This window comes from Lutimonas vermicola (genome assembly GCF_038433205.1).
In the GTDB taxonomy this organism is placed as follows: domain Bacteria; phylum Bacteroidota; class Bacteroidia; order Flavobacteriales; family Flavobacteriaceae; genus Lutimonas; species Lutimonas vermicola.
In genome coordinates this window covers 1,646,721-1,672,023 of sequence record NZ_JBCDNA010000001.1, presented here as the reverse complement: position 1 = coordinate 1,672,023, position 25,303 = coordinate 1,646,721, and the positions used below count along the sequence as shown (strand labels likewise).

The following is a 25,303-nucleotide window of genomic DNA, read 5'->3' as shown; positions in this document are numbered from 1 at the left end:
TATGTTTGTGCCCTATGACGCTTTAACAGCAGAAGCAAAAGTTATGATTTACCCGGGAAGCAGGAAGTTTTTCCCGGATGAACTGCCTGAAATTGAACAAAGGCTAAAAGATTTTTGTGAGAATTTAAATGAAACAGAGATTTCATTTCAGATTAAATACAATCGATTTTTGATTTTTATAATTTCTGAACAAACCCCCCTGGATTTGGACAGACATAATTCTTTGGTAGAACTTGTTCAGGAACTGGAACAGCATTACAACCTGATTCTTCTCGATAAGGTCAATGTTTGTTTTAAACAGGGGCCCTATGCTCAAATCAAGGAAATCCCGGACTTTAAGGCATTGATTAAAAATAAAGGCGTGTCAAAGAAAACCATAGTATTTGATCATATGATCAATACTAAATACGAATATGAAAATTCCTGGGAGGTTCCAGCCGGCGAAAGTTGGTTGTCACATTTCTTTTAAGCTTTAAGCGCTTCGACAAAAGACTCTGGGCTTATTGCTTTTGAAAGATCAAAGGCTCCGCTTTTCGTTCTTCGAAGTGACGAAAGATGGCTGCCACTTTCTAGTTTTTTTCCAAAATCATTCGCAATTGACCTGATATATGTGCCTTTGCTGCAGAGAATCCTAAAGTGTACTTCGGGTAAATCAATACTGGTTATTTCAAAATCAAAAACAGTTACTTCTCTTGATTTGATTTCTGTATGTTCTCCCTTGCGTGCCAGTTCGTACAATCGTATGCCATCTTTTTTGATAGCAGAATAAATGGGTGGTTTTTGCTTTATCAAACCTTTAAAAGATTCAGCTGCGTTGAGGATCAACTCATTAGTGACATGTCCGATTGGAAAAGATTGATCAACTTCAGTTTCAAGATCAAAAGAGGGAGTTGTTGCCCCAAGGGTTATAGTACCTGTATACTCTTTATTCTCGGCCTGATACTCATTGATGTTCTTGGTCATTTTTCCTGTGCATATGATCAACAAACCGGTAGCCAGCGGATCGAGCGTACCTGCATGACCTACCTTAATCTTTTTTAGATTAAATTTTCTTCGAATGGCCCAGCGTATTTTATTCACCACCTGAAAAGAAGTCCAGTTCAGGGGTTTATCAATGATGAGAACCTTTCCGTTTAAAAAATCTTCAACTTCCATTACATGTAAAAATATGCGTAACCAATGGCAATGGTTCCCACAATAAAACAATAGACCGAGAAATAGTGGAGTTTACTATTTTTTACCAAGCTGATCATCCAATTACAGGCCAAAAGCCCTGAAATAAATGACGCTGTAAATCCAACTGCCATTACTCCGAAATTTTCGTCACTAAAACTGATCTGACCCCCCATAAAATCTTTGGCAACTTTTCCTAAAATTAAAGGCACTACCATTAAAAATGAAAAGCGGGCAGCTTTGGATCTATCCACCCCAAGCAGGACAGAAGTCGAAATTGTTGCCCCTGAACGCGAAATTCCCGGTAACATGGCAATTGCCTGGGAGATACCTATTATTAAAGCATTTACCTTTGAAACATCCTTGTCTGTATGTTTAGCTTTATCAGCCAGAAACAGTAAAAGACCTGTGATGAGCAGCATAAATCCAACGAGCAATATATTTCTGTTAAAAAAGGCTTCCAGTTCTTCTTCAAACATCAAGCCAATGATCGTTGCAGGGATCATTGAAATAATAATGTTTAGAGAGAACATTGATTCTTCATTCTTTTCGAACTTAAGGAGCCCTTTTACGATGTCGAAAACATCTTTTCTGAAAATGACCAAAGTACTAAGCGCAGTTGCAAAATGCAAGACGACTGTAAAAGTGAGGCTTTCTTTCGGTAAAGAATCATCACCGAAAATAACCTTGGCCATTTCTAAATGACCGCTAGAAGACACGGGCAAAAATTCAGTAAGACCTTGAACAATTCCAAGGATAATAGCTTCTAAATAATTCATATTTTTCGCGGTATCAGTAAGAATTGATCATCCTTTATTTGCCTGGATTGGCCATGATGGCGTAAATTTCAATTGCAAGACCTATCAGCACTATGGTCGGTGCAAGCCTTATCCTTCGAAAATTATAGATACTTTCGTTAAATACATTTGGATCGTCACTTCCTCCCCCCATCATAAGCGCGAAACCTATTAAAATGACCGCAGCACCAATGATCATAATTGTATAATTTTTCTTCCCGAACAGGAATTCGCCCTCAACCTTCTGCTGATTTTTGTTTTTCTTCGCCATATTAAAAATATAATTCGTCCGTTCTTAAATTCAAAAACCTTTGGGTTGCCAAAAATGTACTCGCCCAGGTAATCAGTATGCCCATTCCAAAAACAATTCCAAGTAAACTGGCCATTTCTATTCTATTGTCTATCATTCCAAATTCAGGAAACATTTTGTTTAAATAATATAAAAGTATGCCTAATTCAACAATGGCCAAAACCGCTCCAATCATACCCAGTTTTACACTGTTCCAGATAAATGGTTTTCGTATAAAACGTTTTGTGGCACCAACCATTTGCATCGTTTTTATGGTAAATCGCTTTGAATAAACCGATAACCGAATCGAACTATTGATCAAAACCACCACAACCAATGTGGCTAATCCACAAAATATCAGGATAAAGAGACTGATTCGTTTAACATTTTTAGTGAGCAGATCAATCAAAGGTTTGTCATATGAAACAGAAGAAACAAATTGATTTCCCTTATAAATCGATTCAATTTCCGCCATTTTTTCAGGGGACACAAAATCCGCCTTTACATAAATATCAATCGAGTTCTCAAGAGGATTATAGCCCAGAAAATCCATAAAATCCTCACCATTCTCTTTTTTGTAGATCTCTGCAGCCTCTTCTTTCGAGACATAATCAGTGCTTTTGGTAAATGCCTGTTCATCAATGGATACTTGCAGATTTAATATTTGATCTTGCTTGACATCATTTTTGAGATATAATGTGATTGCGGCACTTTCTTTAAAGAAATTAGATACTTTTTTAGTATTTAAAATAAGAAGGCCCAAAACACCTATTAAGAACAGCACCAAAGAAATACTGATAACTACCGATATATAAGAAGATCGAAGCCTTCTTTTTTGGTATTTTTCAAAGGATTTACTCATGGATTTAACAAGGTTTTTCAGAATTGCAAGGTAATTATTTCTGTATAAAGGGCAAATAAAAATTACCGGGCAAATACTTTATTTTTCAATCTCCTGACAGAGTTCAATTAAAACTCCATTACTGCTCTTTGGGTGAAGAAATGCAATGAGTTTGTTATCAGCACCCTTTTTTGGAGATTCATTGATCATGGTGAATCCTTCTTTTTTCAATCTTTTGATTTCCTTATGGATGTTTTCAACCTCAAAAGCTATATGATGAATACCTTCCCCTTTTTTATCGATAAACTTTGAAATTGTACTCTCCTCTGAGGTTCCTTGCAGCAATTCTATCTTGTTAGGTCCAACCTGAAAAAACGAAGTTGTTACTCCTTCGCTTTCCACTACTTCAGTTTTATAAGGTTCTTCCCCAAATAAACTTGAAAAAAGCTTATTTGAAATTTCCATGTTTTTAACGGCAATTCCTATATGTTCAATTTTTTTCATCTAAAGGGATCTTTTGTCTCAAAAATAAAGAATTTATACTTATTGGTTTTTGAAGCTTCATTAAACCGAATAATACTATTTTTGTAGTCATGGAAACAAACAGACAGAAAAAAATTGCGGGAGTCATCCAGAAAGATCTGGTTGATATCCTTCAGGGAGCCGCAAGAGACGGTATGAAAGGGGTGGTTATTTCGGTAACTAAAGTCCACGTGACTACTGATTTAGGACAGGCAAAAGCTTATTTGAGTATTTTTCCATCCGATAAAAAGGATGAGATCATGGAAGGGATCAAAGCAAATACGGTAATGATCAGGCATGCCCTGGCCATAAGAACAAAAAATCAATTGAGGAGAATGCCTGAGTTGATGTTTTTCGTTGATGATTCCCTGGATTATATCGAAGGTATCGACAAGGCCTTAAGAGGAGAAGATGATCCTATCAGGAATGCTCAAAAACCGGGTCAAAAGAAAAACAGAAAGGATTGAATTTTCCGCTGTACATAGCAAAACGATATTTACGTTCAAAGAGCAGCAATAACGCAATAAATATCATTACACTTATCGCTACTTTAGGCGTTATCGTCAGCACGATTGCATTGTTCATTGTACTGTCGGTATTTTCGGGACTTAAGGATTTTAGCCTGAGTTTTATTCGAACTGCTGATCCCGATCTCAAGATCACTTCTGTTATGGGCAAATCCTTTCTTTTTGATCAAAACATGGAACAGGCTTTGGTTTTGGATAAAATCCAGGCCTATTCAAAAGTAATCGAGGAAAGAGTCTTCTTAAGTTATGGTGAAAAATCACATGTGGCCAGTATCAAAGGAATAGATGCAAATTATTTAAATGTCAATCGTTTGGATACCGCAGTGTATTTTGGAAACTGGGTAAACTATGATGCGAAATATACTGTTGTGGTTGGAAGTGCCATATCATCTGCTTTGTCAATAGGTTCCTATGATTTTCTGGAATCTTTGAAGATTTATGTGCCGAGACCTGGGAAGGGGTATATTACCAATCCGAAAAATGCCTTTACTCAGGTCGGTGCCCAAACTATAGGCATTTATCGCCTTACTGATGATATTGACAAGAAATTCGTTTATAGTAATTTAAGTCTTGCCCAGGATCTCCTAAGCTATAAAACCAATCAGATCACAGCTGTTGAAATAAAAGTAGTACCCGGGGCTTCGGTTCATGAAGTTCAGGAAACCCTTAATGCAAGGTTAGGTGACGATTTTGAAGTAAGAACCAGACAGCAACTGAATTCTGTCTTTTATAAGATGTTAAATACTGAAAACCTGGTTTCTTATCTTGTCTTTACCTTGATTTTGGTTATTGCCTTATTTAATGTTATTGGAGCCATCGTGATGATGATTATTGATAAAAGAGAAAATCTAAAAACGCTTTTTCACCTCGGCTCATCCGTAAGGGAAATCAGAAAGATATTTGTTTTACAGGGCTTTTTGCTTACTTTATTTGGTTTAAGTGTTGGGCTGTTACTTGCAATTCCATTTGTTATTTTACAGAAAAAATATGGTTTTATCATGATCACTCAGTCCCTGGCCTATCCTGTGGAATTCAGATTTCTGAATGTAATGGTGGTAACGCTGACCATAATTGTCCTGGGCTATCTGTCGGCTAAAATTGCGAGTGCAAGGATCTCAAAAAAATTGGTGGAATAAGGAATGATGGAGTAAAATTTTTGAAAAAGTGAGCCCTTAACCTAAGAAAGTTGTACTACATGATGACAAACTATTCATTTCCAAACTTCTCCAAGACCTCTTCAAATACTTCAAACACCTCTTCTTTAGTGTTTCCGGTAACCATTCTAAGCCTGTATTCCTTAAAATGCGGTATTCCTTTAAAGTAATTGGTGTAGTGACGACGTGTTTCAAAAAGACCGGCATGATCCCCGTTCCAGGCAATGGCCATTTCGAGGTGTCTTTTTGCGGTTTTAACCCTTTGTGCAATATCAGGTGATGCCAAATGTTCTCCGGTTTTGAAATAGTGCTTCACTTGGTTAAAAAACCAGGGGTTACCAATGCTGGCTCTCCCGATCATGGCTCCGTCCAATCCGAATTGATCCCTCATAAGCGCTGCTTTTTCAGGAGAATCCACATCGCCGTTTCCAAAAACTGGAATATGCATTCTTGGATTGTTCTTTACATTTGCGATCGGTTCCCAAACAGCTTCTCCTTTGTACATCTGGGCTCTTGTCCTACCGTGTATGGCAATAGCCTGTATACCAATGTCCTGAAGTCTTTCTGCAACTTCCTGGATATAAATGGAGTCGTGGTCCCAGCCCAACCTTGTTTTTACCGTTACCGGGAGTTTGGTGTGTTTTACCATGGCCTCGCTCAATTTCACCATTAATGGAATATCCTTGAGAATCCCGGCCCCGGCCCCTTTACTTACCACTTTCTTTACCGGACAACCAAAATTGATATCAATAAAATCAGGTTTGGATCTTTCAACAATTTCAACCGTTTTTAACATGGAGTCAAGATTTGCCCCAAAAATCTGAATTCCCACTGGTCGTTCTTTATCATAGATGTCAAGTTTTTGTACGCTTTTTGCAGCGTCTCTGATCAGCCCTTCGGATGAAATAAACTCTGTATACACTACGTCAGCTCCATTCTCTTTGCAAAGCGCCCTGAACGGAGGGTCACTAACATCTTCCATGGGTGCTAACAACAGTGGAAATTCTCCTAATTCTATGTCACCTATTTTTGCCAAACCTAAATTTTAGGCTGCAAAATTACATATTTTTTTAATGATTCCCTGAATGGGCAGGCTATTCCTGCACATGGAAATTATGTGAATGTTTTTAACCTTGTTTTTTTAAATAATGTATTTTTGAATTTAGAAATTTCCTTATCCATGAATGTTAAATATTTTTTACTTATTGTATTAGTGATCGCGTTATCTTGTAAAACGTCTCATAACAAACATAGTTATGACGGAAAATCTGGCGCGACTAAAATGGTCAACACGTTGCATTACCCAAAGGAGAAGCATTTTAAAAATATTCGGCAACTCACTTTTGGGGGAGACAATGCTGAAGCCTACTGGAGTTTTGACAGTTCAAAATTAGTTTTTCAGGCGAATAACAAAGCCTGGGGGTTGAATTGTGACCAAATCTTTATCATGGATGCTTCCAGGCCCTTGGATAGTCTTGAAATTCCTCAAATGATAAGTACAGGTAAAGGAAGGACAACCTGCAGTTATTTTTTGCCAAATAATAAAACTATAGTGTATTCTTCTACACATTTGGCGAGTGAAGACTGCCCCCCGGTGCCCAAAAAGGAAGATTACGGCAATAAATATATTTGGCCCGTATATGAAGGATATGATATTTTTTTAGCCGACACCGAGGGAAATCAGTTAAAACAGTTAACCTTTGAGGAGGGCTATGATGCTGAACCTACAGTTTCACCCAAGGGAGATAAAATTGTTTTCACCTCAACAAGAACAGGTGACCTGGAATTGTTTACCATGAATTTAGACGGAAGTGATGTTAGGCAGGTTACCAATGAATTAGGCTACGATGGAGGGGCCTTCTTTTCACCTGATGGAAGCAAGCTGATTTTTCGTTCTTCACGCCCAAAAACCGAAGATGAAATTAAAGAATATAAAGATTTATTAGCCCTTGGTCTGGTACAACCAACACATATGGAACTGTATATTTGCAACATAGACGGAACTGAACTGACCAAGATAACCGATTTGGGCAGTGCAAACTGGGCGCCATTTTTCCATCCTTCGGGGGAAAAGATTATTTTTTCGAGCAATCATATATCCAAAAGAAGCTTTAATTTGTTTATGATTAATACAGACGGAACGGGTTTGGAACAAATAACATATGACAAAGTTTTTGATGCTTTCCCTATGTTTTCTCCGGATGGGAAAAAAATTGTATTCTCTTCAAACAGAAATAATTACGGAACACATGACACAAACCTTTTTGTAGCTGATTGGGTGGATTAAAAAATATAAAGACATGAAAAAAACATATAATTGGGCCATCTTAGGCTGCGGAAAAATCGCAAGGAAATTTGCAGAAGACCTTGGATTGCTCGAAAATGCAAAGTTATATGCTGCTGCTTCGAGAAGTTTATACAACGCACGGGAATTTGCAAATGATTTAGGCTTTGAGAAAGCTTATGGGTCCTATGACGAGATGGTACAGGACCCTGAAGTGGATATTGTTTATATAGCAACGCCCCATGCGATGCATTTAGCTCATAGCACCTTGTGTCTTAAACATAAAAAGGCAGTTTTATGTGAAAAGGCCTTTGCTATGAATACAAGTGAAGTAGATCAAATGATTAAGACTTCTAAAGAACATAACACCTTTCTTATGGAAGCGTTTTGGACCATTTTTTCATCGAAATTTAATAAGGTCCTGGAACTTTCCAAAGATAAAGACCTGGGCCAGCTCAGATTTGTAAAATCCGATTTTATGTTCAAAGCTGATTTTGATCCAGACAAAAGGTTGTATAATATTGATTTAGGGGCCGGTTCTTTACTGGATATAGGTATTTACCCCATATTCAGGTCTTTGATGTTATTGGGAAAACCTGACTCCATAAAAACTATGGCCAATATTCGTTCAACAGGGGTAGAAGATAGCATAAGTATGCTTTTTGGATACAAAAATGGTGCAATGGCAGTGCTTACTTCAAGTTTTGAAAGCTCCTGTAATAATGAAACGGAACTGTGTTTTGAGCATGGTTTTATTAAATTTGTGAGAGAACCTGAATTTCCTATTCTTATTGAAAAAAACGGCGTACGGGAAGAAATTTATTTTGAGCAGCCAAAAGGGATGGGTTATGAATTGGAAGCAGTTCATGTAATGGAATGCCTTGACAAAGGATTGATTGAAAGTCCGGTTTTGCCCTTGTCTCTAAGCAGAGAGTTGATGGAAATCATGGATGCCGTCAGAAAGGATGCTGGTATTGTATTTCCGAAGCATGATTAAACCTGAAAATTAGGTTTTGCCAATCAACTAATTAGTTATATTTGCGCAAATATTGAAGACAGGTAAGCACGGATGAAGAATATTAGAAACTTTTGTATTATTGCCCATATCGATCATGGTAAAAGTACCTTGGCCGACAGGCTATTGGAATTTACGAATACCATAACTGACCGTGAAAAACAGGATCAGTTGCTCGACAACATGGATTTGGAAAGAGAGCGCGGAATAACAATCAAAAGCCATGCGATTCAAATGGATTATGAATTTGAGGGAGAGCAATATGTTTTGAATCTGATTGATACTCCGGGTCACGTAGATTTTTCATATGAAGTGTCAAGGTCCATTGCATCATGCGAAGGTGCTTTGCTTATCGTCGACGCCGCGCAGAGTATTCAGGCACAGACCATTTCTAATTTGTATCTGGCCCTTGATAATGATCTTGAGATTATACCTGTTTTAAATAAGATCGACCTGCCGAGTGCCAATCCTGATGAAGTAACTGATGATATCGTTGGTCTTTTGGGCTGTGATCCTGAAGAAGTGATTCACGCAAGTGGAAAAACAGGTTTTGGTGTTGAAAATATATTAAAGGCGATTATTGAAAGAGTGCCGGCGCCCAAAGGAAATCCTGATGGACCGCTTCAAGCTTTGATCTTTGATTCTGTGTACAATTCGTACAGAGGAGTTGAAACGTATTTTCGAGTGATCAACGGAGAGATAAAAAAAGGGCAAAAGATCAAATTTGTTGCTACTGATAAGGAGTATTTTGCTGATGAAGTAGGAACTTTGAAATTGACTCAAGTACCAAAAAAAAGTATAAAAGCAGGAGATGTAGGTTATTTGATTACGGGAATAAAAACCGCTAGTGAGGTAAAAGTGGGTGATACCATTACTGATGCTTTGAACCCTACCCAGGAAATAATTGAAGGCTTTGAAGATGTAAAACCCATGGTTTTTGCCGGTATTTACCCTGTTGATACAGATGAATATGAAGAATTAAGAGCTTCAATGGAGAAGTTGCAGCTCAATGATGCCTCCCTGGTTTTTGTACCTGAAAGTTCAGCAGCACTTGGATTTGGATTCAGATGCGGGTTTCTTGGAATGCTGCATTTGGAAATTATTCAGGAAAGGCTGGAAAGGGAGTTTGATATGACCGTAATCACCACGGTTCCCAACGTTTCCTATCACGCTTACACAAATAAGTACCCGGATAATATGATCCTGGTGAACAACCCAACTGATTTACCCGAACCTTCGACCCTGAATAGGGTGGAGGAGCCATTTATCAAAGCGAGCATTATTACCAAATCTGATTTCGTAGGCCCGGTAATGAGCCTTTGTATTGAGAAAAGAGGAGAAATCACAAATCAGACTTATCTAACCACAGAAAGGGTTGAATTGAGTTTTGATATGCCACTTTCAGAAATCGTATTTGATTTTTACGATCGATTAAAAACCGTGTCCAAGGGCTATGCCTCTTTTGACTATCATCCGATAGGATTCAGAGCGTCGAAATTGGTTAGGGTGGATATACTACTCAATGGACAACCCGTTGACGCATTGTCGGCTTTATTGCATGATAGTACGGCGTATGGCATAGGTAAGAAAATGTGTGAAAAGCTGCGAAAATTAATCCCGCGACAACAGTTTGATATACCTATTCAGGCAGCAATCGGGGCAAAGATCATCGCCAGGGAAACTATTAAAGCCTTGAGGAAAGATGTTACAGCCAAGTGTTATGGTGGTGATATCTCTCGTAAACGAAAATTGCTGGAGAAACAGAAAAAGGGTAAAAAGCGCATGCGCCTGGTGGGTAATGTGGAAATCCCTCAACAAGCTTTTATGGCAGTTTTAAAACTCAACGAATAAGTCTTATTTTTCTGAGAAAAGGTCAGGGCCTTTGCCTTTCTTTTGACCTTTTTTATCATTTTTCGATAAATCCTTTTTAATTCTTACGGGCTGGTTTTGCCCTGTAAGATGATCAACGCGTTTTTATGAATTTTCTATAGAATGGCTCCATTGTGCCTGTTCCTGGGCCAATTGATGGGTAAGGGAAGATGTTCTTAAATAATACTTTTTTTGATAAGAAAATTTTCCAGGTGATCTGCGGTCTGGAAGCAGGAATTTACTTTGTCGATATCTTCACAATAGCGATTGTGATCGGGACTAGAGCTGCAATCTATGACACTGAGGTTAATCTGATGGAATTTTTTATCAAGTAATCGGCACCTTTCTAAAAGAATATCTAAAGATTCATTCTCTTTGGTATGGAAGCCTCTTTTGGTCAAGTAGCCTTTTAAATAATTTTCTATGGCGAATAAAGAATTTTTACAGACAAGAAAAGAGACGACGTCTTCCATGGGTTTGAACAATTCTTCATTTGCTTTTTGAAGTTGTTTGTTCGCTTTTTCAAAATGATCTTTGGCTTTTTGATCCATAACTTGAAAAAAAAATAACCCCGCATGTATAATAATCATGCGGGGTGTGGTTTAACAAAATTATAAACTTTTGAACAATTCCAGGCGTTCCCATTTAGAATCAACCTCTTCCTGAGCCTGTTGAAGTAACTCGCTTGCCAAAGAAGCATTATCTTTTACAACCCTTGTGAAACGGGCTTCATTGTACATAAAATCTTCTAATGGAGCCGAAGGGGTTTTAGAGTCAAGTCTGAATTTCTTCCCTTTTGGTTTAGAAGGGTCAAATCTGAATAATGGCCAATATCCTGTCTCAACGGCTTTTCCTTGTTGAGTTGCGCCATCTTTCAAATCATATCCATGCTCCCCACAATGAGAATAAGCTACGATCAGCGAAGGCCCATTGAATTCAGCAGCCTCTTTAATGGCTTTTAAGGTTTGAACATCTTTGGCTCCCATAGCGATCTGAGCAACGTAAACACTTCCGTAAGAAATAGCTTGCATGGAAAGGCTCTTTTTAGGTGTTTTTTTACCTGCTATAGAGAATTTCGCACTTGCCCCTAATGGAGTTGCTTTGGAGGTCTGGCCACCCGTATTCGAGTAAACTTCGGTATCCATTACCAGTATATTGATATTTTCTCCTGATGCCAGTACATGGTCCACACCGCCATATCCAATATCATAGGCCCATCCGTCTCCACCAAATATCCAAACTGCTTTTTTGCGCAGGTATTCGGTCAATTGGTTGAGCTTTTTAGCATCTTCATTGTTGTCAAGAATGTTAAGGGTCTCTTTTAATCTGTCAATGTCTGCAAATTTTTTGGCTTTTTGGCTTTCATCGGCTTCCGGATTATCTAAAATATCCGAAACCAATTCACTTCCTACCAATAATTCCATTGATTTTAACAGGCTTACTGCAATTTCTTGCTTTTTGGAAAGTGCCAGCTGCATACCTAAACCAAATTCGGCGTTGTCTTCGAAAAGAGAGTTTGCCCATGCAGGGCCCCTGCCAAATTCATTTGTTCTGTAAGGTGTTGTTGGTAAATTCCCTCCATAAATTGAACTACAACCTGTGGCGTTCGCAATCAAGATACTGTCACCGTATAATTGTGTGATCAACTTGATATAAGGGGTTTCTCCACATCCTGAACATGCTCCTGAGAATTCAAACAGAGGCTGAAGGAACTGAGCACCTTTAACATTTGACGTACTTAATTGAGTACGGTCATAGTCAGGTAGATTGATAAAGAAATCCCAGTTTAGATTCTCAACGGCATCATGATCGAGTTTTTTACGCATGTTTATCGATTTGAAACCTGGTATTTCTTTGCTTTCGGCAGGACAAACTTCCACACAAAGATCACATCCCGTGCAATCTTCGGGTGATACCTGCAGCACATAGCTGTCTTCTTTTGTAAAAGGACGTCCTTTGGCCGGAACGTGTTTCATCGTTAACGGCGCTTCGAATAATTCGTCTTTTGCAACAACTTTTGCACGAATGGCGGCATGTGGGCAAATAGCAACACATTTGTTACACTGTGTACATATGTTTTCATCATCCCAAATAGGAATAAATTGTGCAATTCCACTCTTTTCGTATTGAGTTGTTCCTGTTGGGAAACTTCCATCTACCGGGAAAGCACTCACCGGTAATTCATCTCCCCGGCCTGCAAGAATGGTTTGAAGTACTTCTGTAACAAAACCGTCTGGGGCATTTGTCATCGCAGAAACAAATTGTTTTTTACTGGTTACATTTTTAGGGTAATCAACCTTTTCAAGGTTTTCCAATGATTTGTCAACAGCATTAAAGTTCATTTGTACGACCTTTTCACCTTTATGTGAGTAAGATTTTACAATGGCATCCTTGATCTTTTGAATGGCTTCATCCTTTGGAAGTATACCTGAAATGGCAAAGAAACACGTTTGAAGAACCGTATTGGTTCTTTTCCCCAATTTAGCATCCTGAGCTACTTTGGAAGCATCTACGATATAGAAATTAACTTCGTTTTCAATCAGGTGTTGTTGCATTTTTTCAGGAAGCTTATCCCAAATTTCATCTTTTGAATAAGGCGAGTTTAACAAAAATGTTCCGCCTTTTTTCAACTCATCGATCATGTCGTATTTCTCAATGAAATTAAACTGATGGCTGGCAATAAAATCGGCCTTTTCAATTAAATAGGAAGAGTGAATAGGTTCAGGCCCGAATCGCAAATGAGAAATGGTCTGTGCTCCTGCTTTTTTTGAATCGTACACAAAATAACCCTGTACAAAATTATCGGTGGTTTCTCCAATGATCTTAATGGAGTTTTTATTACCACCCACAGTACCGTCAGATCCTAAACCGTAGAACATACAGTTGAAAGTAGTTCTTCTTACTTCAAATGTTGGATCGGGCATCAGGCTTGTATGCGTGATATCATCTAATATACCAACAGTAAAATGATTTTTAGGTTTGTCTTTTAAAAGTTCATCGTAAATTCCTTTTACCATTTTTGGCGTGAATTCCTTAGATGATAAGCCATATCGGCCCCCTACAATAGTTGGCATGGTGTCACTTCCTTCTATAAAAGCACTCAACACATCCATATACAAAGGTTCACCTATACTTCCAGGCTCTTTTGTGCGGTCAAGAACCGCTATTTTTTTAACTGTTTTTGGAATTTTGTCTATAAAATCCTTCACAGAGAATGGTTTGAACAGGCGTACAAACAGGGCACCAACTTTTTCACCATCTGCGATCATTTTTTCCAAAGCTTCGTATACCGGTCCTTCACCAGATCCCATAATAATGGTTACTCTTTCTGCCTGAGGATGTCCTGCGTAATTAAACAGGTCATACCGTCTTCCGGTAAGTTCGTAGAATTCGTCCATCACTTCCTGGACAATACCCGGAACATTATCATAATAGGTATTGGCAGCTTCTCTGGCCTGGAAGAAAACATCAGGATTTTGGGAAGTACCTCTGATCACGGGATTATCAGGATCCAGCGAGTGTTTTTTATGCGCCATAATGCGGTCTTCGGGCATCATTTGCTTGATAATCTCATCAGGAATAGCATCTATTTTGGAAATTTCATGAGAGGTTCTGAACCCATCAAAAATATTCATAAAAGGTACTCTCGATTTTAAGGTGGCAACCTGAGAGATAAGCGCAAAATCCTGTGCTTCCTGAACAGATCCTCCAAATAACATAGCAAAGCCTGTTTGCCTTGCTGCCATCACGTCGCTGTGGTCCCCAAAAATAGAAAGGGCATGCGTTGCAACAGTTCTGGCGGCTACATGAATGACCGTAGGCAATAACTCACCTGCCATTTTATACATATTAGGTATCATAAGTAATAAGCCCTGAGACGCCGTAAAGGTAGTTGTAAGGGCTCCTGCCTGCAGGGATCCGTGAACGGCACCGGCTGCTCCACCTTCACTCTGCATTTCAACGATACGCGGAATGTTATCCCAAATGTTTGTCTGTTCTTTTGAACTGTAAAGATCTACATGTTCACCCATGGGTGATGCAGGAGTAATAGGATAAATCGCACATACTTCATTGGTCTTATGTGCTACTCTGGCAACCGCCTCATTAGCATCACATATTATTTTTTCGAATTGTTTTTTCATTTTAAAGAAAGTTTAAATAGGAGATAAGTTTTTTATCGTCAATCATTTTAAAGTTATATGATTAAATCAGGGTAAAATTATGGCATATGGAACACTTAAATTATGATATAAGTCATAGGCCAATGGAGGTCAGTTGAGTACAAAAAAAAAGAGCATTTGTTACCAAATGCTCTTTTTTAATTTTTTGAACTAAAATAGTTTATTCTCCGTGCATCCACACTTTTTTAGACAAAAGTTCTTCTTCTGTCTCCACGTGATCCTCATCAGGAACACAGCAGTCAACCGGACAAACAGAGGCACATTGGGGTTCATCATGGAATCCTTTACACTCTGTACATTTATCGGTTACAATAAAGTAAAACTCATCACTTATCGGTTCATTTTCAGCATCAGCGTCAACAGTTCTTCCGTCAGGAGTGGTTACTTCACCACTAAGGGAAGTCTCATCTGAATAAGACCATTCGCTGTCTGGTTCATATATTGCGTTATTAGGACATTCTGCCACACACGCGTCGCAGTTGATGCATTCGTCAGTTATTTTAATAGCCATTTTCTAATTATTTAAATTTACCCGGCAAAGTTAAAGAATTAAAATTTTATAAAATTCAGTAAAAATGAAATTTAGAATAATTCCAAATAAGAATTTAGAATAATTCTAAATAAGATAAGCTGAGGACTTTAAATGCAATAAAAATCACAGATTGATAAAAGTCATATTCTGATTGTTATGAGCTTCTTACTTTTAACCACTATTTAAAATAGGATAATCTAAATTTTAGTAAATTTATAAAAAATTAAAGAAAATGGCTGATAATAAAATGGAACCCGTGCAGCAGGTGGTTGAATCTCTTAGTGCGGTTGTAATTAGATTTGTCGGGGATTCAGGAGATGGGATGCAGTTGACAGGAACTCAGTTTACTGACACCTCAGCCATGTTTGGAAATGACGTGGCTACGTTCCCAAATTATCCTGCAGAGATAAGGGCGCCCCAGGGAAGCCTCTACGGTGTCTCTGGATTTCAGGTCCACATTGGCAGTATTGAGATCAGTACGCCGGGAGATGATCTGGATCTGTTAGTAGCTATGAACCCTGCGGGGCTAAAGACAAACTTACATGCGGTTAAAGCAGGACATACTATCATAGTGGATATTGATGCTTTTACAAAAAAAAATCTGCAAAAGGCTGAGTACGAAAGTAACCCCTTAGAAGATGGAAGCCTTGAAAACTACAGGGTGATAGAAGTTGCTATGACTACAATGACCAAGGAGGCTTTAAAGGACCTTGGCCTCGATAATAAAAGCATTACCAGAAGCAAGAATATGTTCGCACTGGGTATGGTATACTGGATGTATAACCGGGAAATGACTCACACCCTTAATTTCTTTGAGCAGAAGTTTAAATACAAACCTGAGATCGCTGAAGCCAATGCAAAAGTTCTTAAAGCAGGTTTTTATTATGCCGAAACACTTGAATTGATTCCTAATGCATTTAAAATAGCTCCTTCTGAAATGCCCAAAGGAACCTACCGTATTATTAACGGAAACACGGCAACAGCCTGGGGATTCCTTGCAGCAGCAGAGAAATCAGGGCTTGAATTATTTCTGGGTTCTTATCCGATTACGCCGGCAACCGATATTTTGCATGAACTTGTAAAGCACAAGAATTTTGGCGTAAAAGCTTTTCAGGCAGAAGATGAAATCGCTGGTGTTACTTCTTCAATTGGCGCTTCGTTTGCAGGCGATCTTGCCATTACCACAACCTCAGGACCAGGTCTTGCCCTTAAAGGGGAGGCAATTGGACTGGCATTAATGACAGAATTACCATTAGTCATTGTGAATGTCCAAAGAGGAGGGCCATCGACAGGTTTGCCTACTAAAACGGAGCAATCAGATCTTTTGCAGGCCATGTATGGCAGAAATGGTGAATCACCGGTAATTGTTATTGCGGCAAGTACCCCTTCCGACTGTTTTGATTACGCCTATATAGCAGCTAAACTGACCCTAGAACACATGACGCCTGTAATCCTTCTCACAGACGGATATATCGCCAATGGCTCAGAACCTTGGAGGATCAAGTCGATTAATGAAATGCCTGATATCAAGACAAATGTTGTCACTATAAAATCTGAAACCTGGCACCCGTATGACAGGGATAATGAAACCTTATCCAGAAACTGGGCCATACCGGGTACACCCGGCCTGGAACACAGGGTTGGTGGACTGGAGAAAGATAAGATTACCGGAAATGTATCTTATGTTCCTGATAATCATGAGTATATGACAAATATTAGGGCTGAAAAGGTCAAGAGGGTTGAAAATTATATTCCTGAACTTAAGTCGGAATATAATGAAGAAGGTGATCTTTTAGTCATTGGATGGGGTGGTACTTACGGAAGTTTGCACTCAGCTGTTCGAAGCCTTGACAACGAAGGTTATAAAATTGGCCATGCACATTTCTATTATCTCAATCCTTTCCCTAAAAATACGGCTGAGGTCTTGTCAAAATTTAAGAAAATAGTCGTTTGTGAATTAAATAAGGGGCAGTTGACTACAGTTTTAAAAGGCAGACACCCTGAATTTGAATACGTACAGTATAATAAAGTGATGGGCTTACCATTTTCGGTAACTGATTTGGTAGAGAAATTCAAGAACTTAATTAAAGAAAACTAAGATGCAAGATACTATAGAAAAAAAATATACATTCAAGGATTTTGCCAGTGACCAGGAGGTTAGATGGTGCCCGGGATGCGATGACTATGTGATCTTAAGGTCCATGCAAAAAGCGCTTCCTGAGATGGGTGTAAACAAAGAAGACGTGGTCTTTATTTCGGGAATTGGTTGTTCGTCAAGATTTCCCTATTATATTGATTCTTACGGGATGCATAGTATCCATGGGAGGGCAGCTGCCATATCGAGTGGGGTGAAATTGGCCAACCCTGATCTCAGTGTATGGATGATCACGGGAGATGGTGACAGCCTTGCGATTGGAGGAAATCATTTTATACATGTGCTCAGGAGAAATTTAAACCTGAATATCATATTGTTCAACAATGAGATTTACGGATTGACCAAAGGGCAGTTTTCACCGACTTCTTTGATAGGCCAAAAAACCAAATCATCTCCTTATGGAAATACCCAGCCGCCTTTTCATCCTGGCGAACTCGCACTTGGAGCACAGGCGCGGTTTTTTGCAAGATTAGGAGGAAATAGCCCTAAGGAAATGACCAGTCTTTTTGTGGAAGCAGAGAAATTTAAAGGGACCTCATTGATTGAAATCCTTCAAAACTGTGTTATTTTTAACGATGGTTGTTTTACCCAGTTTACGGATAAAAATGTAAAAGAAGACAAACAGATATTTCTGGAACACGGCAAGCCCATGATATTTGGTAAAGAAAAAGATAAAGGGCTTGTGTTAAACGGACTGAAACTGGAAGTAGTAACCATAGGCGAGAATGGCGTTACTCAGGAGGATATTTTGGTGCACGATGCCAAATGTGAAGACAACACCTTGCATCAGATGCTTGTTAAATTGCAATATCCTTTGGCTACCGGAATCATCAGGAGTTTTGTAGATGCTACTTTTGAAGAACGGGAAGCCATGCTAAATGCTGAGGTAAAATCCAAGTCGCAATTTTCAAAAGTTGATGACTTGTTTTTCTCCGGGGAAACCTATGAGGTTAAATAGAATAAATTATTTTTTAAAGGGTGACAATGGTCATCCTTTTTTTTTAAATCACAAGATACATTTGTGAACTAATTAAGAATATCAGTTATGGGTTATGAAGCGATTCTAGTATTTTTTATTGCGGGCGTATTTTTGGTAGTGCTTGCGAATTTCTTATCAAACCTGATTTCTCATAAATCGGAAAATCCGGCAAAAAAGGAACCTTATGAATGTGGAATTGAAACGATAGGTCCAACCTGGATTCAGTTTAAAGTAGGATATTATCTTTTTGCCATATTATTTTTAATATTCGATGTTGAAGTAGCTTTTTTAATTCCATGGGCAGTGGTTTTTAAAGAAGTAGGAACAGTGGCCCTGGTTGAAATAATTGTGTTTTTATTTATTTTAGGATTAGGCCTGTTGTACGCATACAAAAAAAGAGCTTTACGATGGGAGTAGAAAAGAAAAGATATTTAAGTCAGTTAGAAGCTGAAGGTTTAAAAGAGGTTGTTCCCGATAGTTTTCCGGGCAAAGTTATCCCCGCGGGGAATGGAGGAAACATTGTGGTTACGACCCTTGATTCTGTTATTAACTGGGGTCGGTCCAACTCGTTGTGGCCACTGTATTTTGGTACCAGTTGTTGTGCCATAGAAATGATGCAGACAGGAGCTCCTAAACACGACTTTTCGCGGTTTGGCTTTGAAGTAGCCAGACCTTCTGCAAGACAAGCTGATCTAATCATAATTGCAGGTACTATTGTGAATAAAATGGGACCGGTATTAAGAAGATTGTATGATCAAATGGCCGAACCTAAATACGTCATAGCCATGGGAGCATGTGCAATTTCAGGTGGCCCGTTCTATTACAATACCTATTCTGTAATTAAAGGTGCCGATCATGTAATTCCGGTTGATGTTTATGTACCCGGATGTCCCCCCAGGCCCGAAGCATTATTGGAAGGGATGATTATGTTACAGAAAAAAATCAAGACCGAGAACATGAAGCAAAAGATCAATCCAATTGACGGTTTTGATGAAGGGAATATTTAGTATTTAAGCATACAGATACCATGAAAAACGAAGAACTACAAAATATTATCAATGGCTTAGGGGAAAACCTGGAATTCTCTGAAGAAGGATCAGAATATTTAATGATAACGGTTTCTAAAGAGCAACTTCATGCAGTTTGCAGTAAGTTAAAAACAGATCCCGACCTAAAATTTGATTATGCATTTTGTATTACGGGAATGGACTGGGGTGAAGAATTGGGTGTTATTTATCATCTGGAATCCACAGAATTTAAACACGCTATAGTGGTAAAAGTTAAGACTGAAGACAGGGAGAATCCAACGCTGGATTCTGTTTGTGATATATGGAGAACAGCCGAGTTTCACGAAATGGAAATATTTGATTTTTTCGGAATAAAATTCAATAATCATCCAAATTTAAAACGCCTTTTCTTAACACCGGATTGGGTGGGTTATCCATTGAGAAAAGATTATGTAGACGAAGCTAATATGATTGTTAAATAAGGATTTTCATGACCAATCAAGAATTAAAAAACAAAATAAAGACAGAAGAATACTTCGTCAATATGGGGCCTCAACACCCTGCAGCTCACGGTGTTTTGCGTTTGTTATTAACCATTGATGGGGAAATAATCAAAAATGTTGAGCCCGATCTCGGTTATATACATCGCTCAATAGAAAAAATGTGCGAAAGGGATAGTTACCAGCAAATAGTTCATTTAACAGACAGAATGGATTATCTGTCTTCTCATATTAACAATGAAGCGGTCTGCTTAACTGTGGAAAAAGCCTTAGAGCTTGAAATCCCGGATAGGGTTCAGGTTATAAGAACTATAATTTCTGAACTTACCCGTATTGCATCTCATTGTTTATGGTGGGGTGTAATGGGAATGGACCTGGGGGCATTAACTACCTATTTCTATGCTTTTAGGGACCGCGAGATGATCAATGATATTTTTGAAGAAACCTGTGGAGCCAGATTAACCATGAATTATAATGTTCCCGGCGGCCTGATGTTCGATATCCATCCAAATTTCGTAAAGCGCACCAAGCAGTTTATCACACATTTCAGGAACAAATTGCCTGAGTACGACAAGTTGCTCACGGGTAATATAATTTTTGAAAAAAGAACAAAAGGGGTGGGTATTCTTACAAAAGAAGACGCTATTTCATTTGGCGTATCGGGTCCTGTTGCAAGAGGGTCAGGTTTTTCAAGTGATGTGAGAAAACACCATCCGTACAGCGCCTTTGACCGTGTTGACTTTAAAGAAGCTCTATTTACATCAGGAGATACTTACGCGAGATATAAAGTAAGAATTATGGAAATGTGGGAATCCATGTCAATTATTGAACAATTGATTGATAATATCCCTGAAGGAGAAACCAAAGTGGCAACAAAAGCAGTAATTAAATTACCAAAAGGTGAATTTTACCAGCGCGTTGAAACAGCAAGGGGAGAATTAGGGGTTTACATTAACAGTACCGGAACTAAAAATCCGTACAGGGTTAAATTCCGTTCACCAGGGTTTTCGAATTTATCGGCTTTGAACCATATTTCAAAAGGAGGTAAAATAGCCGATTTAGTAGCTACCATGGCTTCATTTGATTTTGTAATACCTGATATAGATCGCTAATTTGACTAATTTTTTAATGATGAATTTACCATTAAGCATAACAAAAACAATAAGTAATTGGATTTATTCCATCATGCCCGAAAGTGCGGCGACAATTACAATTTGGGTTTTAGTTGCAGTAGCTTATCTAACCTTATTTGCGGTAGCAGGATTGTATTTGGTATTGTTAGAACGCAAAGTAGCTGCATGGTTTCAGTTGAGGCTAGGACCAAACAGAGTGGGTCCGGGTGGAATATTTCAAACCATGGCAGATGCCTTAAAACTGGTTTCTAAAGAATTAACAAGTACTGATAGGGTTGACAAATTCTTATTCAATTTGGCACCTTATTTTGTGATTGTTTCTTCTCTAATTGCCATTGGAGTTTTTCCTTTTTCAAAACAATTTCAAGCTTTTGATATCAATATTGGGGTGTTCTTTTTAATTGCAGTCTCTTCAATTGGTGTGATAGGAATTTTATTAGGAGGATGGGCAAGTAACAACAAATTTGCTTTGATAGGTGCTATGCGAAGCGGTTTACAAACCATTAGTTATGAATTATCTGTGGGGATGTCAATATTAACTATGGTTTTGTTGACAGGATCACTACAATTGTCTGAAATTATTGAGGTACAAAGAACGGGTGGCTGGTTAATCGTGCAAGGGCATATTCCTGCGATTGTTGCTTTTATGATTTTTATGATCGCCGGAACAGCCGAGACCAACAGGGCGCCTTTTGATTTGGTAGAAGCAGAATCCGAGTTAGGAGCAGGGTTTCATACAGAATATTCGGGTATGAAATTCGCCTATTTCTTTTTAGCAGAATTTATCAATATGTTTATTATTGCTTCAATAGCTGTAGTATTATTTTTTGGTGGATGGTTATCTCCTTTCGGAATCACAGATCATATTGCATGGTTCCCGGAATCTGTTTGGTTTTTGATAAAAGTATTGATAATTATTTTTGTGATGATGTGGTTTAGGTGGACCTTCCCAAGATTAAGGGTAGACCAATTATTGACTCTAGAATGGAAGTATTTATTGCCAATAAATTTGGTGAATATAGTCATAATGGCTATTGTAATTTGGTTGAATTGGATAATTTAATAATGATAAAGAACGATAATGAGTTACTTTTCAGATATATATAACGGAATAAAAACCTTGCTAACCGGAATGAGTGTTACCGGTGGTTATTTTATTCATGCACGAAAAGGTAGTATAACACAACAATACCCCGATAACAGGGATACATTAAAAATGTTCGACCGGTTTAGAGGTGAAGTTGTAATGCCGCATGACGATACAAATGAACACTATTGCACCGGATGTCAATCTTGTGAAATAGCATGCCCAAACGGCTCCATTGAGATCATCTGGGACAGACAGATTGATCCGGCAACGGGGAAAAAGAAAAAAATGATCGATAAGCACATCTACCATTTATCTATGTGTACCATGTGTGGTTTATGTATCGAAGCTTGTCCGACCGATGCTATTGTTTGGGCTCCGAATTACGAAAATTCTGTTTATGACAGAAGCATGCTAACTAAAGTTCTGAATCAACCCGGCTCAAAGGTAAAAGCAGGAATCGAAGATTAATATTATGGAAACAATTTTATTTTACATTTTATCTGCCTTGATATTAATTTTTGCAATAGCATCTGTTTCAAGCCGTAAAATTTTAAGAGCAGTAATTTACCTGTTATTTGTATTGGTAGCGATATCGGGCATATACTTTATGATCGATTACAGTCTTTTGGCTGCTATTCAATTAGCCGTTTACGGAGGTGGCGTAATTGTGTTGATTATTTTTTCTGTCTTGTTGGTTCACCATGTAGAACTTGAACTGGAAGTTACTGCTTTGCGAAAAAAAATAATGGCAGGAATTATAAGTGCGGTAGGTCTTGGAATTACGCTTTGGGCGATCTATACATTTCCGTTCCAAACAGCTGGCACAGACAAGACTATTGAAGTAGCCGATATTGGAAGAAAATTATTGGGCTACGGCGAAGGTGGATTTATTTTGCCTTTTGAAGTAATGAGTGTTCTATTGTTAGCAGTGATGGTTGGAGCAATTGTCATCGCTAAAGGAAAAAAATTAAATGAATAAAAAATGATCGAAGGTATTAGCATATATGAAATTTTAACGCTTTCGAGTGTTTTATTTTTTATCGGAGTTTACGGTTTTTTTACAAGAGAGAATTTGATAACAGTATTGATGTCGATTGAATTGATTTTAAATGCAGCTGCTGTTAATTTTGTGATCATTAATACATATCTCTACCCGGATTTTTTGCAAGGTGTGATTTTTTCAATTTTTATTGTTGCCATGGCAGCTGCCGAAACAGCGTTGGCAATTGCAATTATTATCAATCTGTACAAACTTGCAGTTTCGGTTGAAGTGAAGGATACTCAGGAGATGAAGTATTAAAATAGAGGAAAAAGAATTTAAACAGAATACAATGGATTTTACTTATAGCATGTTCATTCCGCTCATACCACTGGCACTTTTTGTGATCCTGGGTTTATTCAGCAGGAAAATTCCGGCTTCAGTTTCGGGATGGATGGGTTCCTTGGGACTGGCAACTTCGTTTGGATTGTCACTTTATACAGCTTATAATTATTTTATGTATGCTAAGGTAGACGGTGTTTACCAAACCTTTGTGCATAAGTATACCTGGTTAATTTTTTCGGATAAATTGCACATAGACATGGGTGTTTTAATAGATCCAACTTCGGTGATGATGCTGATCGTTGTATCAACCATATCTTTTATGGTGCATCTTTACAGCAGAGGCTATATGAAGGGAGACGATGGTTTTACTCGTTTTTTCGCTTACCTGGCATTGTTTAGTTTTTCAATGTTCGGATTGGTTTTAGCCACCAATATATTTCAAATGTATATTTTTTGGGAATTAGTTGGCGCCTCTTCCTTTTTATTAATTGGATATTATTACACAAAACCTTCAGCAGTTGCAGCAGCAAAAAAAGCTTTTATAGTTACCAGATTTGCAGATCTGGGCTTTTTACTGGGAATTTTACTGGTAAGTTATTACTCGGGTACTTTTGATTTTGGCGAATTGAATAATCCTGAAGGATATCTTATTACCAATTGGGCCAGCAGCTCATTTATGGGGCTATCGGTTATGACCTGGGGTCTTATCCTGATTTTTATGGGAGGTGCCGGTAAATCAGCCATGCTCCCGTTTCACATTTGGTTACCTGATGCAATGGAAGGCCCAACCCCTGTTTCGGCTCTTATACACGCGGCGACCATGGTAGTAGCCGGTGTGTATTTAGTGGCGAGATTATTTCCCGCTTTCTATTTTGTTGAAAACGGATTTGCCTTGGAGGTTGTTGCTTATGTAGGGGCAATTTCTTCGTTGGTGGCTGCAATTATTGCCTTGACGCAAAACGATATAAAAAGGGTTTTAGCCTTTTCAACCATGTCGCAAATTGGCTATATGATGTTGGCTTTGGGTGTTTCAGGATATGAGGGTCATGACGGGCTTGGATACATGGCTTCCATGTTCCATTTATTTACTCATGCCATGTTTAAAGCTTTACTTTTCTTAGGTGCAGGTTCGGTAATTCATGCTATTCACAGCAATTATTTACAAGATATGGGAGGCTTAAGAAAATATATGCCTTTTACGCATATCACTTTTTTGATTGCCGCTTTATCTATTTCAGGTTTTCCCGGATTGGCTGGTTTCTTCAGTAAAGACGAAATCTTAGCCGCGGCTTATGAGCAAAATACGATCATTTATATCAGTAGTGTTGTTGTTGCCGGTCTAACTGCTTTTTATATGTTCAGACTGTATTTTGGGATTTTTTGGGGAAAGGAGAAACAATACGATCATACCCCCCATGAATCTCCCATGTCTATGAAAATACCAATGCTGTTTTTAGCATTTATGAGTATAGTTGGCGGGTATATACATTTTAGTGAATATGTAACAGCTGATCATAAGCCATTTGAAGCACATTTGAATTTTTCATTGGCCGCTATAGCCACTGCTGTCGGATTTCTTGGGTTTGCCCTGGCTTTTGTGTTTTATAAAAAAGAAAACAATTTACCCGAAAGAATTTCAACTGCCTTTGGTGTACTTTATACATGGGCCTATCATAAATTTTATTTTGATGAGATCTATTTATTCGTAACCAAGAAAATAATTTTTGGAATGATAGCAGCTCCGTCTGCATGGATTGATAAAAATATAGTTGATGCCTCAATGATTGGTATTGGGAATGTTACCGCATCATTCTCGAATAAAATTAAAGGAATGCAGTCGGGTAAATTTCAGGATTATGCGATGTCTTTTATTGGTGGTGGTGTGGTTATCGCTATTGTAATTTTTTATATATGGATAAGTTAATTTAGAA

Annotated in this window: 26 protein-coding genes; 17 read left to right on the top strand and 9 right to left on the bottom strand. The window is 38.3% G+C overall.

Translation table 11 applies throughout. The features are described from left to right. The first annotated feature begins 1 nt into the window (after position 1). Entirely contained in the window at positions 2-469 is a 468-nt protein-coding gene (locus AABB81_RS07440) for an ABC transporter ATPase (protein ID WP_342159613.1), read from the top strand. Here the strand turns inward: AABB81_RS07440 and truB are convergent. The 5 genes from truB to mce all read right to left on the bottom strand — a co-directional run bounded on the left by truB (position 466) and on the right by mce (position 3,604). Further along, positions 466-1,155 (bottom strand): tRNA pseudouridine(55) synthase TruB, encoded by a 690-nt coding sequence (gene truB / locus AABB81_RS07435; protein ID WP_342159612.1) that lies wholly within the window; start codon positions 1,153-1,155, stop codon positions 466-468. The two genes, AABB81_RS07440 and truB, sit on opposite strands and share 4 nt — an antisense overlap. Then, positions 1,155-1,952 carry an undecaprenyl-diphosphate phosphatase gene (locus AABB81_RS07430; RefSeq protein WP_342159611.1) on the bottom strand — a complete coding sequence of 266 codons (798 nt, stop codon included), beginning with the start codon at positions 1,950-1,952 and terminating at the stop codon, positions 1,155-1,157. The genes truB and AABB81_RS07430 overlap by 1 nt, the downstream gene beginning before the upstream one ends. A gap of 34 nt (positions 1,953-1,986) precedes the next feature. After that, positions 1,987-2,241 (bottom strand): DUF3098 domain-containing protein, encoded by a 255-nt coding sequence (locus AABB81_RS07425; RefSeq protein ID WP_342159609.1) that lies wholly within the window; start codon positions 2,239-2,241, stop codon positions 1,987-1,989. 1 nt (position 2,242) lies between these two features. Continuing rightward, positions 2,243-3,121 carry a cell division protein FtsX gene (locus AABB81_RS07420; protein ID WP_342159608.1) on the bottom strand — a complete coding sequence of 293 codons (879 nt, stop codon included), beginning with the start codon at positions 3,119-3,121 and terminating at the stop codon, positions 2,243-2,245. 78 nt (positions 3,122-3,199) lie between these two features. After that, complete coding sequence (gene mce, locus AABB81_RS07415; RefSeq protein ID WP_342159607.1) at positions 3,200-3,604, bottom strand: methylmalonyl-CoA epimerase; 405 nt, start codon at positions 3,602-3,604, stop codon at positions 3,200-3,202. Between the two features lie 89 nt (positions 3,605-3,693). Between mce and rbfA the strand changes: the two genes are divergently transcribed. Both rbfA and AABB81_RS07405 read left to right on the top strand, forming a co-directional pair. Further along, positions 3,694-4,089, top strand: a complete 396-nt coding sequence (rbfA, locus tag AABB81_RS07410; RefSeq protein WP_342159606.1) for a 30S ribosome-binding factor RbfA — start codon at positions 3,694-3,696, stop codon at positions 4,087-4,089. After that, positions 4,086-5,285: an ABC transporter permease gene (locus AABB81_RS07405; protein ID WP_342159605.1), complete on the top strand. Its 1,200-nt coding sequence runs from the start codon at positions 4,086-4,088 to the stop codon at positions 5,283-5,285. Before rbfA ends, AABB81_RS07405 begins: the two co-directional genes overlap by 4 nt. A 70-nt stretch (positions 5,286-5,355) precedes the next feature. Here AABB81_RS07405 and dusB read toward each other — a convergent pair whose 3' ends face one another. Further along, positions 5,356-6,339, bottom strand: a complete 984-nt coding sequence (gene dusB, locus AABB81_RS07400) for a tRNA dihydrouridine synthase DusB (protein ID WP_342159604.1) — start codon at positions 6,337-6,339, stop codon at positions 5,356-5,358. 144 nt (positions 6,340-6,483) lie between these two features. Here dusB and AABB81_RS07395 point away from each other — a divergent pair, with 144 nt between their 5' ends. The 3 genes from AABB81_RS07395 (at position 6,484) to lepA (ending at position 10,453) form a co-directional block, all read left to right on the top strand. Next, positions 6,484-7,590, top strand: coding sequence for a TolB family protein (locus AABB81_RS07395; protein WP_342159603.1), 1,107 nt, complete (start codon positions 6,484-6,486; stop codon positions 7,588-7,590). 13 nt (positions 7,591-7,603) lie between these two features. Continuing rightward, positions 7,604-8,584, top strand: a complete 981-nt coding sequence (locus tag AABB81_RS07390) for a Gfo/Idh/MocA family protein (protein WP_342159602.1) — start codon at positions 7,604-7,606, stop codon at positions 8,582-8,584. 72 nt (positions 8,585-8,656) lie between these two features. Then, positions 8,657-10,453, top strand: a complete 1,797-nt coding sequence (gene lepA / locus AABB81_RS07385; RefSeq protein ID WP_342159601.1) for a translation elongation factor 4 — start codon at positions 8,657-8,659, stop codon at positions 10,451-10,453. A 194-nt stretch (positions 10,454-10,647) separates the two neighbouring features. Here the strand turns inward: lepA and AABB81_RS07380 are convergent, their stop codons facing one another. The 3 genes from AABB81_RS07380 to AABB81_RS07370 all read right to left on the bottom strand — a co-directional run bounded on the left by AABB81_RS07380 (position 10,648) and on the right by AABB81_RS07370 (position 15,163). Then, the gene (locus tag AABB81_RS07380) at positions 10,648-11,061 is read right to left on the bottom strand and encodes a hypothetical protein (protein ID WP_342159600.1); all 414 of its coding nucleotides are present in this window, start codon (positions 11,059-11,061) and stop codon (positions 10,648-10,650) included. Between the two features lie 21 nt (positions 11,062-11,082). Continuing rightward, the gene (nifJ, locus tag AABB81_RS07375) at positions 11,083-14,613 is read right to left on the bottom strand and encodes a pyruvate:ferredoxin (flavodoxin) oxidoreductase (protein WP_342159599.1); all 3,531 of its coding nucleotides are present in this window, start codon (positions 14,611-14,613) and stop codon (positions 11,083-11,085) included. A 199-nt stretch (positions 14,614-14,812) separates the two neighbouring features. Further along, complete coding sequence (locus AABB81_RS07370; RefSeq protein WP_342159598.1) at positions 14,813-15,163, bottom strand: 4Fe-4S binding protein; 351 nt, start codon at positions 15,161-15,163, stop codon at positions 14,813-14,815. A gap of 253 nt (positions 15,164-15,416) precedes the next feature. On the opposite strand from AABB81_RS07370, the gene AABB81_RS07365 reads away from it, so the two are divergent. The 11 genes from AABB81_RS07365 to nuoL all read left to right on the top strand — a co-directional run bounded on the left by AABB81_RS07365 (position 15,417) and on the right by nuoL (position 25,296). Beyond that, positions 15,417-17,282: a 2-oxoacid:acceptor oxidoreductase subunit alpha gene (locus AABB81_RS07365; RefSeq protein WP_342159597.1), complete on the top strand. Its 1,866-nt coding sequence runs from the start codon at positions 15,417-15,419 to the stop codon at positions 17,280-17,282. Position 17,283: 1 nt separating this feature from the next. Continuing rightward, positions 17,284-18,297, top strand: a complete 1,014-nt coding sequence (locus tag AABB81_RS07360) for a 2-oxoacid:ferredoxin oxidoreductase subunit beta (protein ID WP_342159596.1) — start codon at positions 17,284-17,286, stop codon at positions 18,295-18,297. Between the two features lie 87 nt (positions 18,298-18,384). Then, entirely contained in the window at positions 18,385-18,735 is a 351-nt protein-coding gene (locus AABB81_RS07355; protein WP_342159595.1) for an NADH-quinone oxidoreductase subunit A, read from the top strand. Continuing rightward, a complete protein-coding gene (locus tag AABB81_RS07350; RefSeq protein ID WP_342159594.1) occupies positions 18,726-19,325 on the top strand; it encodes an NADH-quinone oxidoreductase subunit B in 600 nt (199 codons plus the stop codon). Before AABB81_RS07355 ends, AABB81_RS07350 begins: the two co-directional genes overlap by 10 nt. Positions 19,326-19,345: 20 nt before the next feature. Next, a complete protein-coding gene (locus AABB81_RS07345; RefSeq protein ID WP_342159593.1) occupies positions 19,346-19,807 on the top strand; it encodes an NADH-quinone oxidoreductase subunit C in 462 nt (153 codons plus the stop codon). A gap of 8 nt (positions 19,808-19,815) precedes the next feature. After that, positions 19,816-20,937 (top strand): NADH-quinone oxidoreductase subunit D, encoded by a 1,122-nt coding sequence (locus tag AABB81_RS07340; protein ID WP_342159592.1) that lies wholly within the window; start codon positions 19,816-19,818, stop codon positions 20,935-20,937. 16 nt (positions 20,938-20,953) lie between these two features. Next, on the top strand, positions 20,954-22,021 hold the full coding sequence (nuoH, locus tag AABB81_RS07335; RefSeq protein WP_342159591.1) for an NADH-quinone oxidoreductase subunit NuoH: 1,068 nt from the start codon (positions 20,954-20,956) through the stop codon (positions 22,019-22,021). Positions 22,022-22,039: 18 nt separating this feature from the next. Further along, positions 22,040-22,516 (top strand): 4Fe-4S binding protein, encoded by a 477-nt coding sequence (locus tag AABB81_RS07330; protein WP_342159590.1) that lies wholly within the window; start codon positions 22,040-22,042, stop codon positions 22,514-22,516. Positions 22,517-22,520: 4 nt separating this feature from the next. After that, on the top strand, positions 22,521-23,027 hold the full coding sequence (locus AABB81_RS07325) for an NADH-quinone oxidoreductase subunit J family protein (RefSeq protein ID WP_342159589.1): 507 nt from the start codon (positions 22,521-22,523) through the stop codon (positions 23,025-23,027). A 3-nt stretch (positions 23,028-23,030) separates the two neighbouring features. Continuing rightward, entirely contained in the window at positions 23,031-23,348 is a 318-nt protein-coding gene (nuoK, locus tag AABB81_RS07320) for an NADH-quinone oxidoreductase subunit NuoK (protein ID WP_342159588.1), read from the top strand. A 31-nt stretch (positions 23,349-23,379) separates the two neighbouring features. Continuing rightward, positions 23,380-25,296, top strand: a complete 1,917-nt coding sequence (nuoL, locus tag AABB81_RS07315; RefSeq protein ID WP_342159586.1) for an NADH-quinone oxidoreductase subunit L — start codon at positions 23,380-23,382, stop codon at positions 25,294-25,296. The last annotated feature ends 7 nt before the right edge of the window (positions 25,297-25,303 follow it).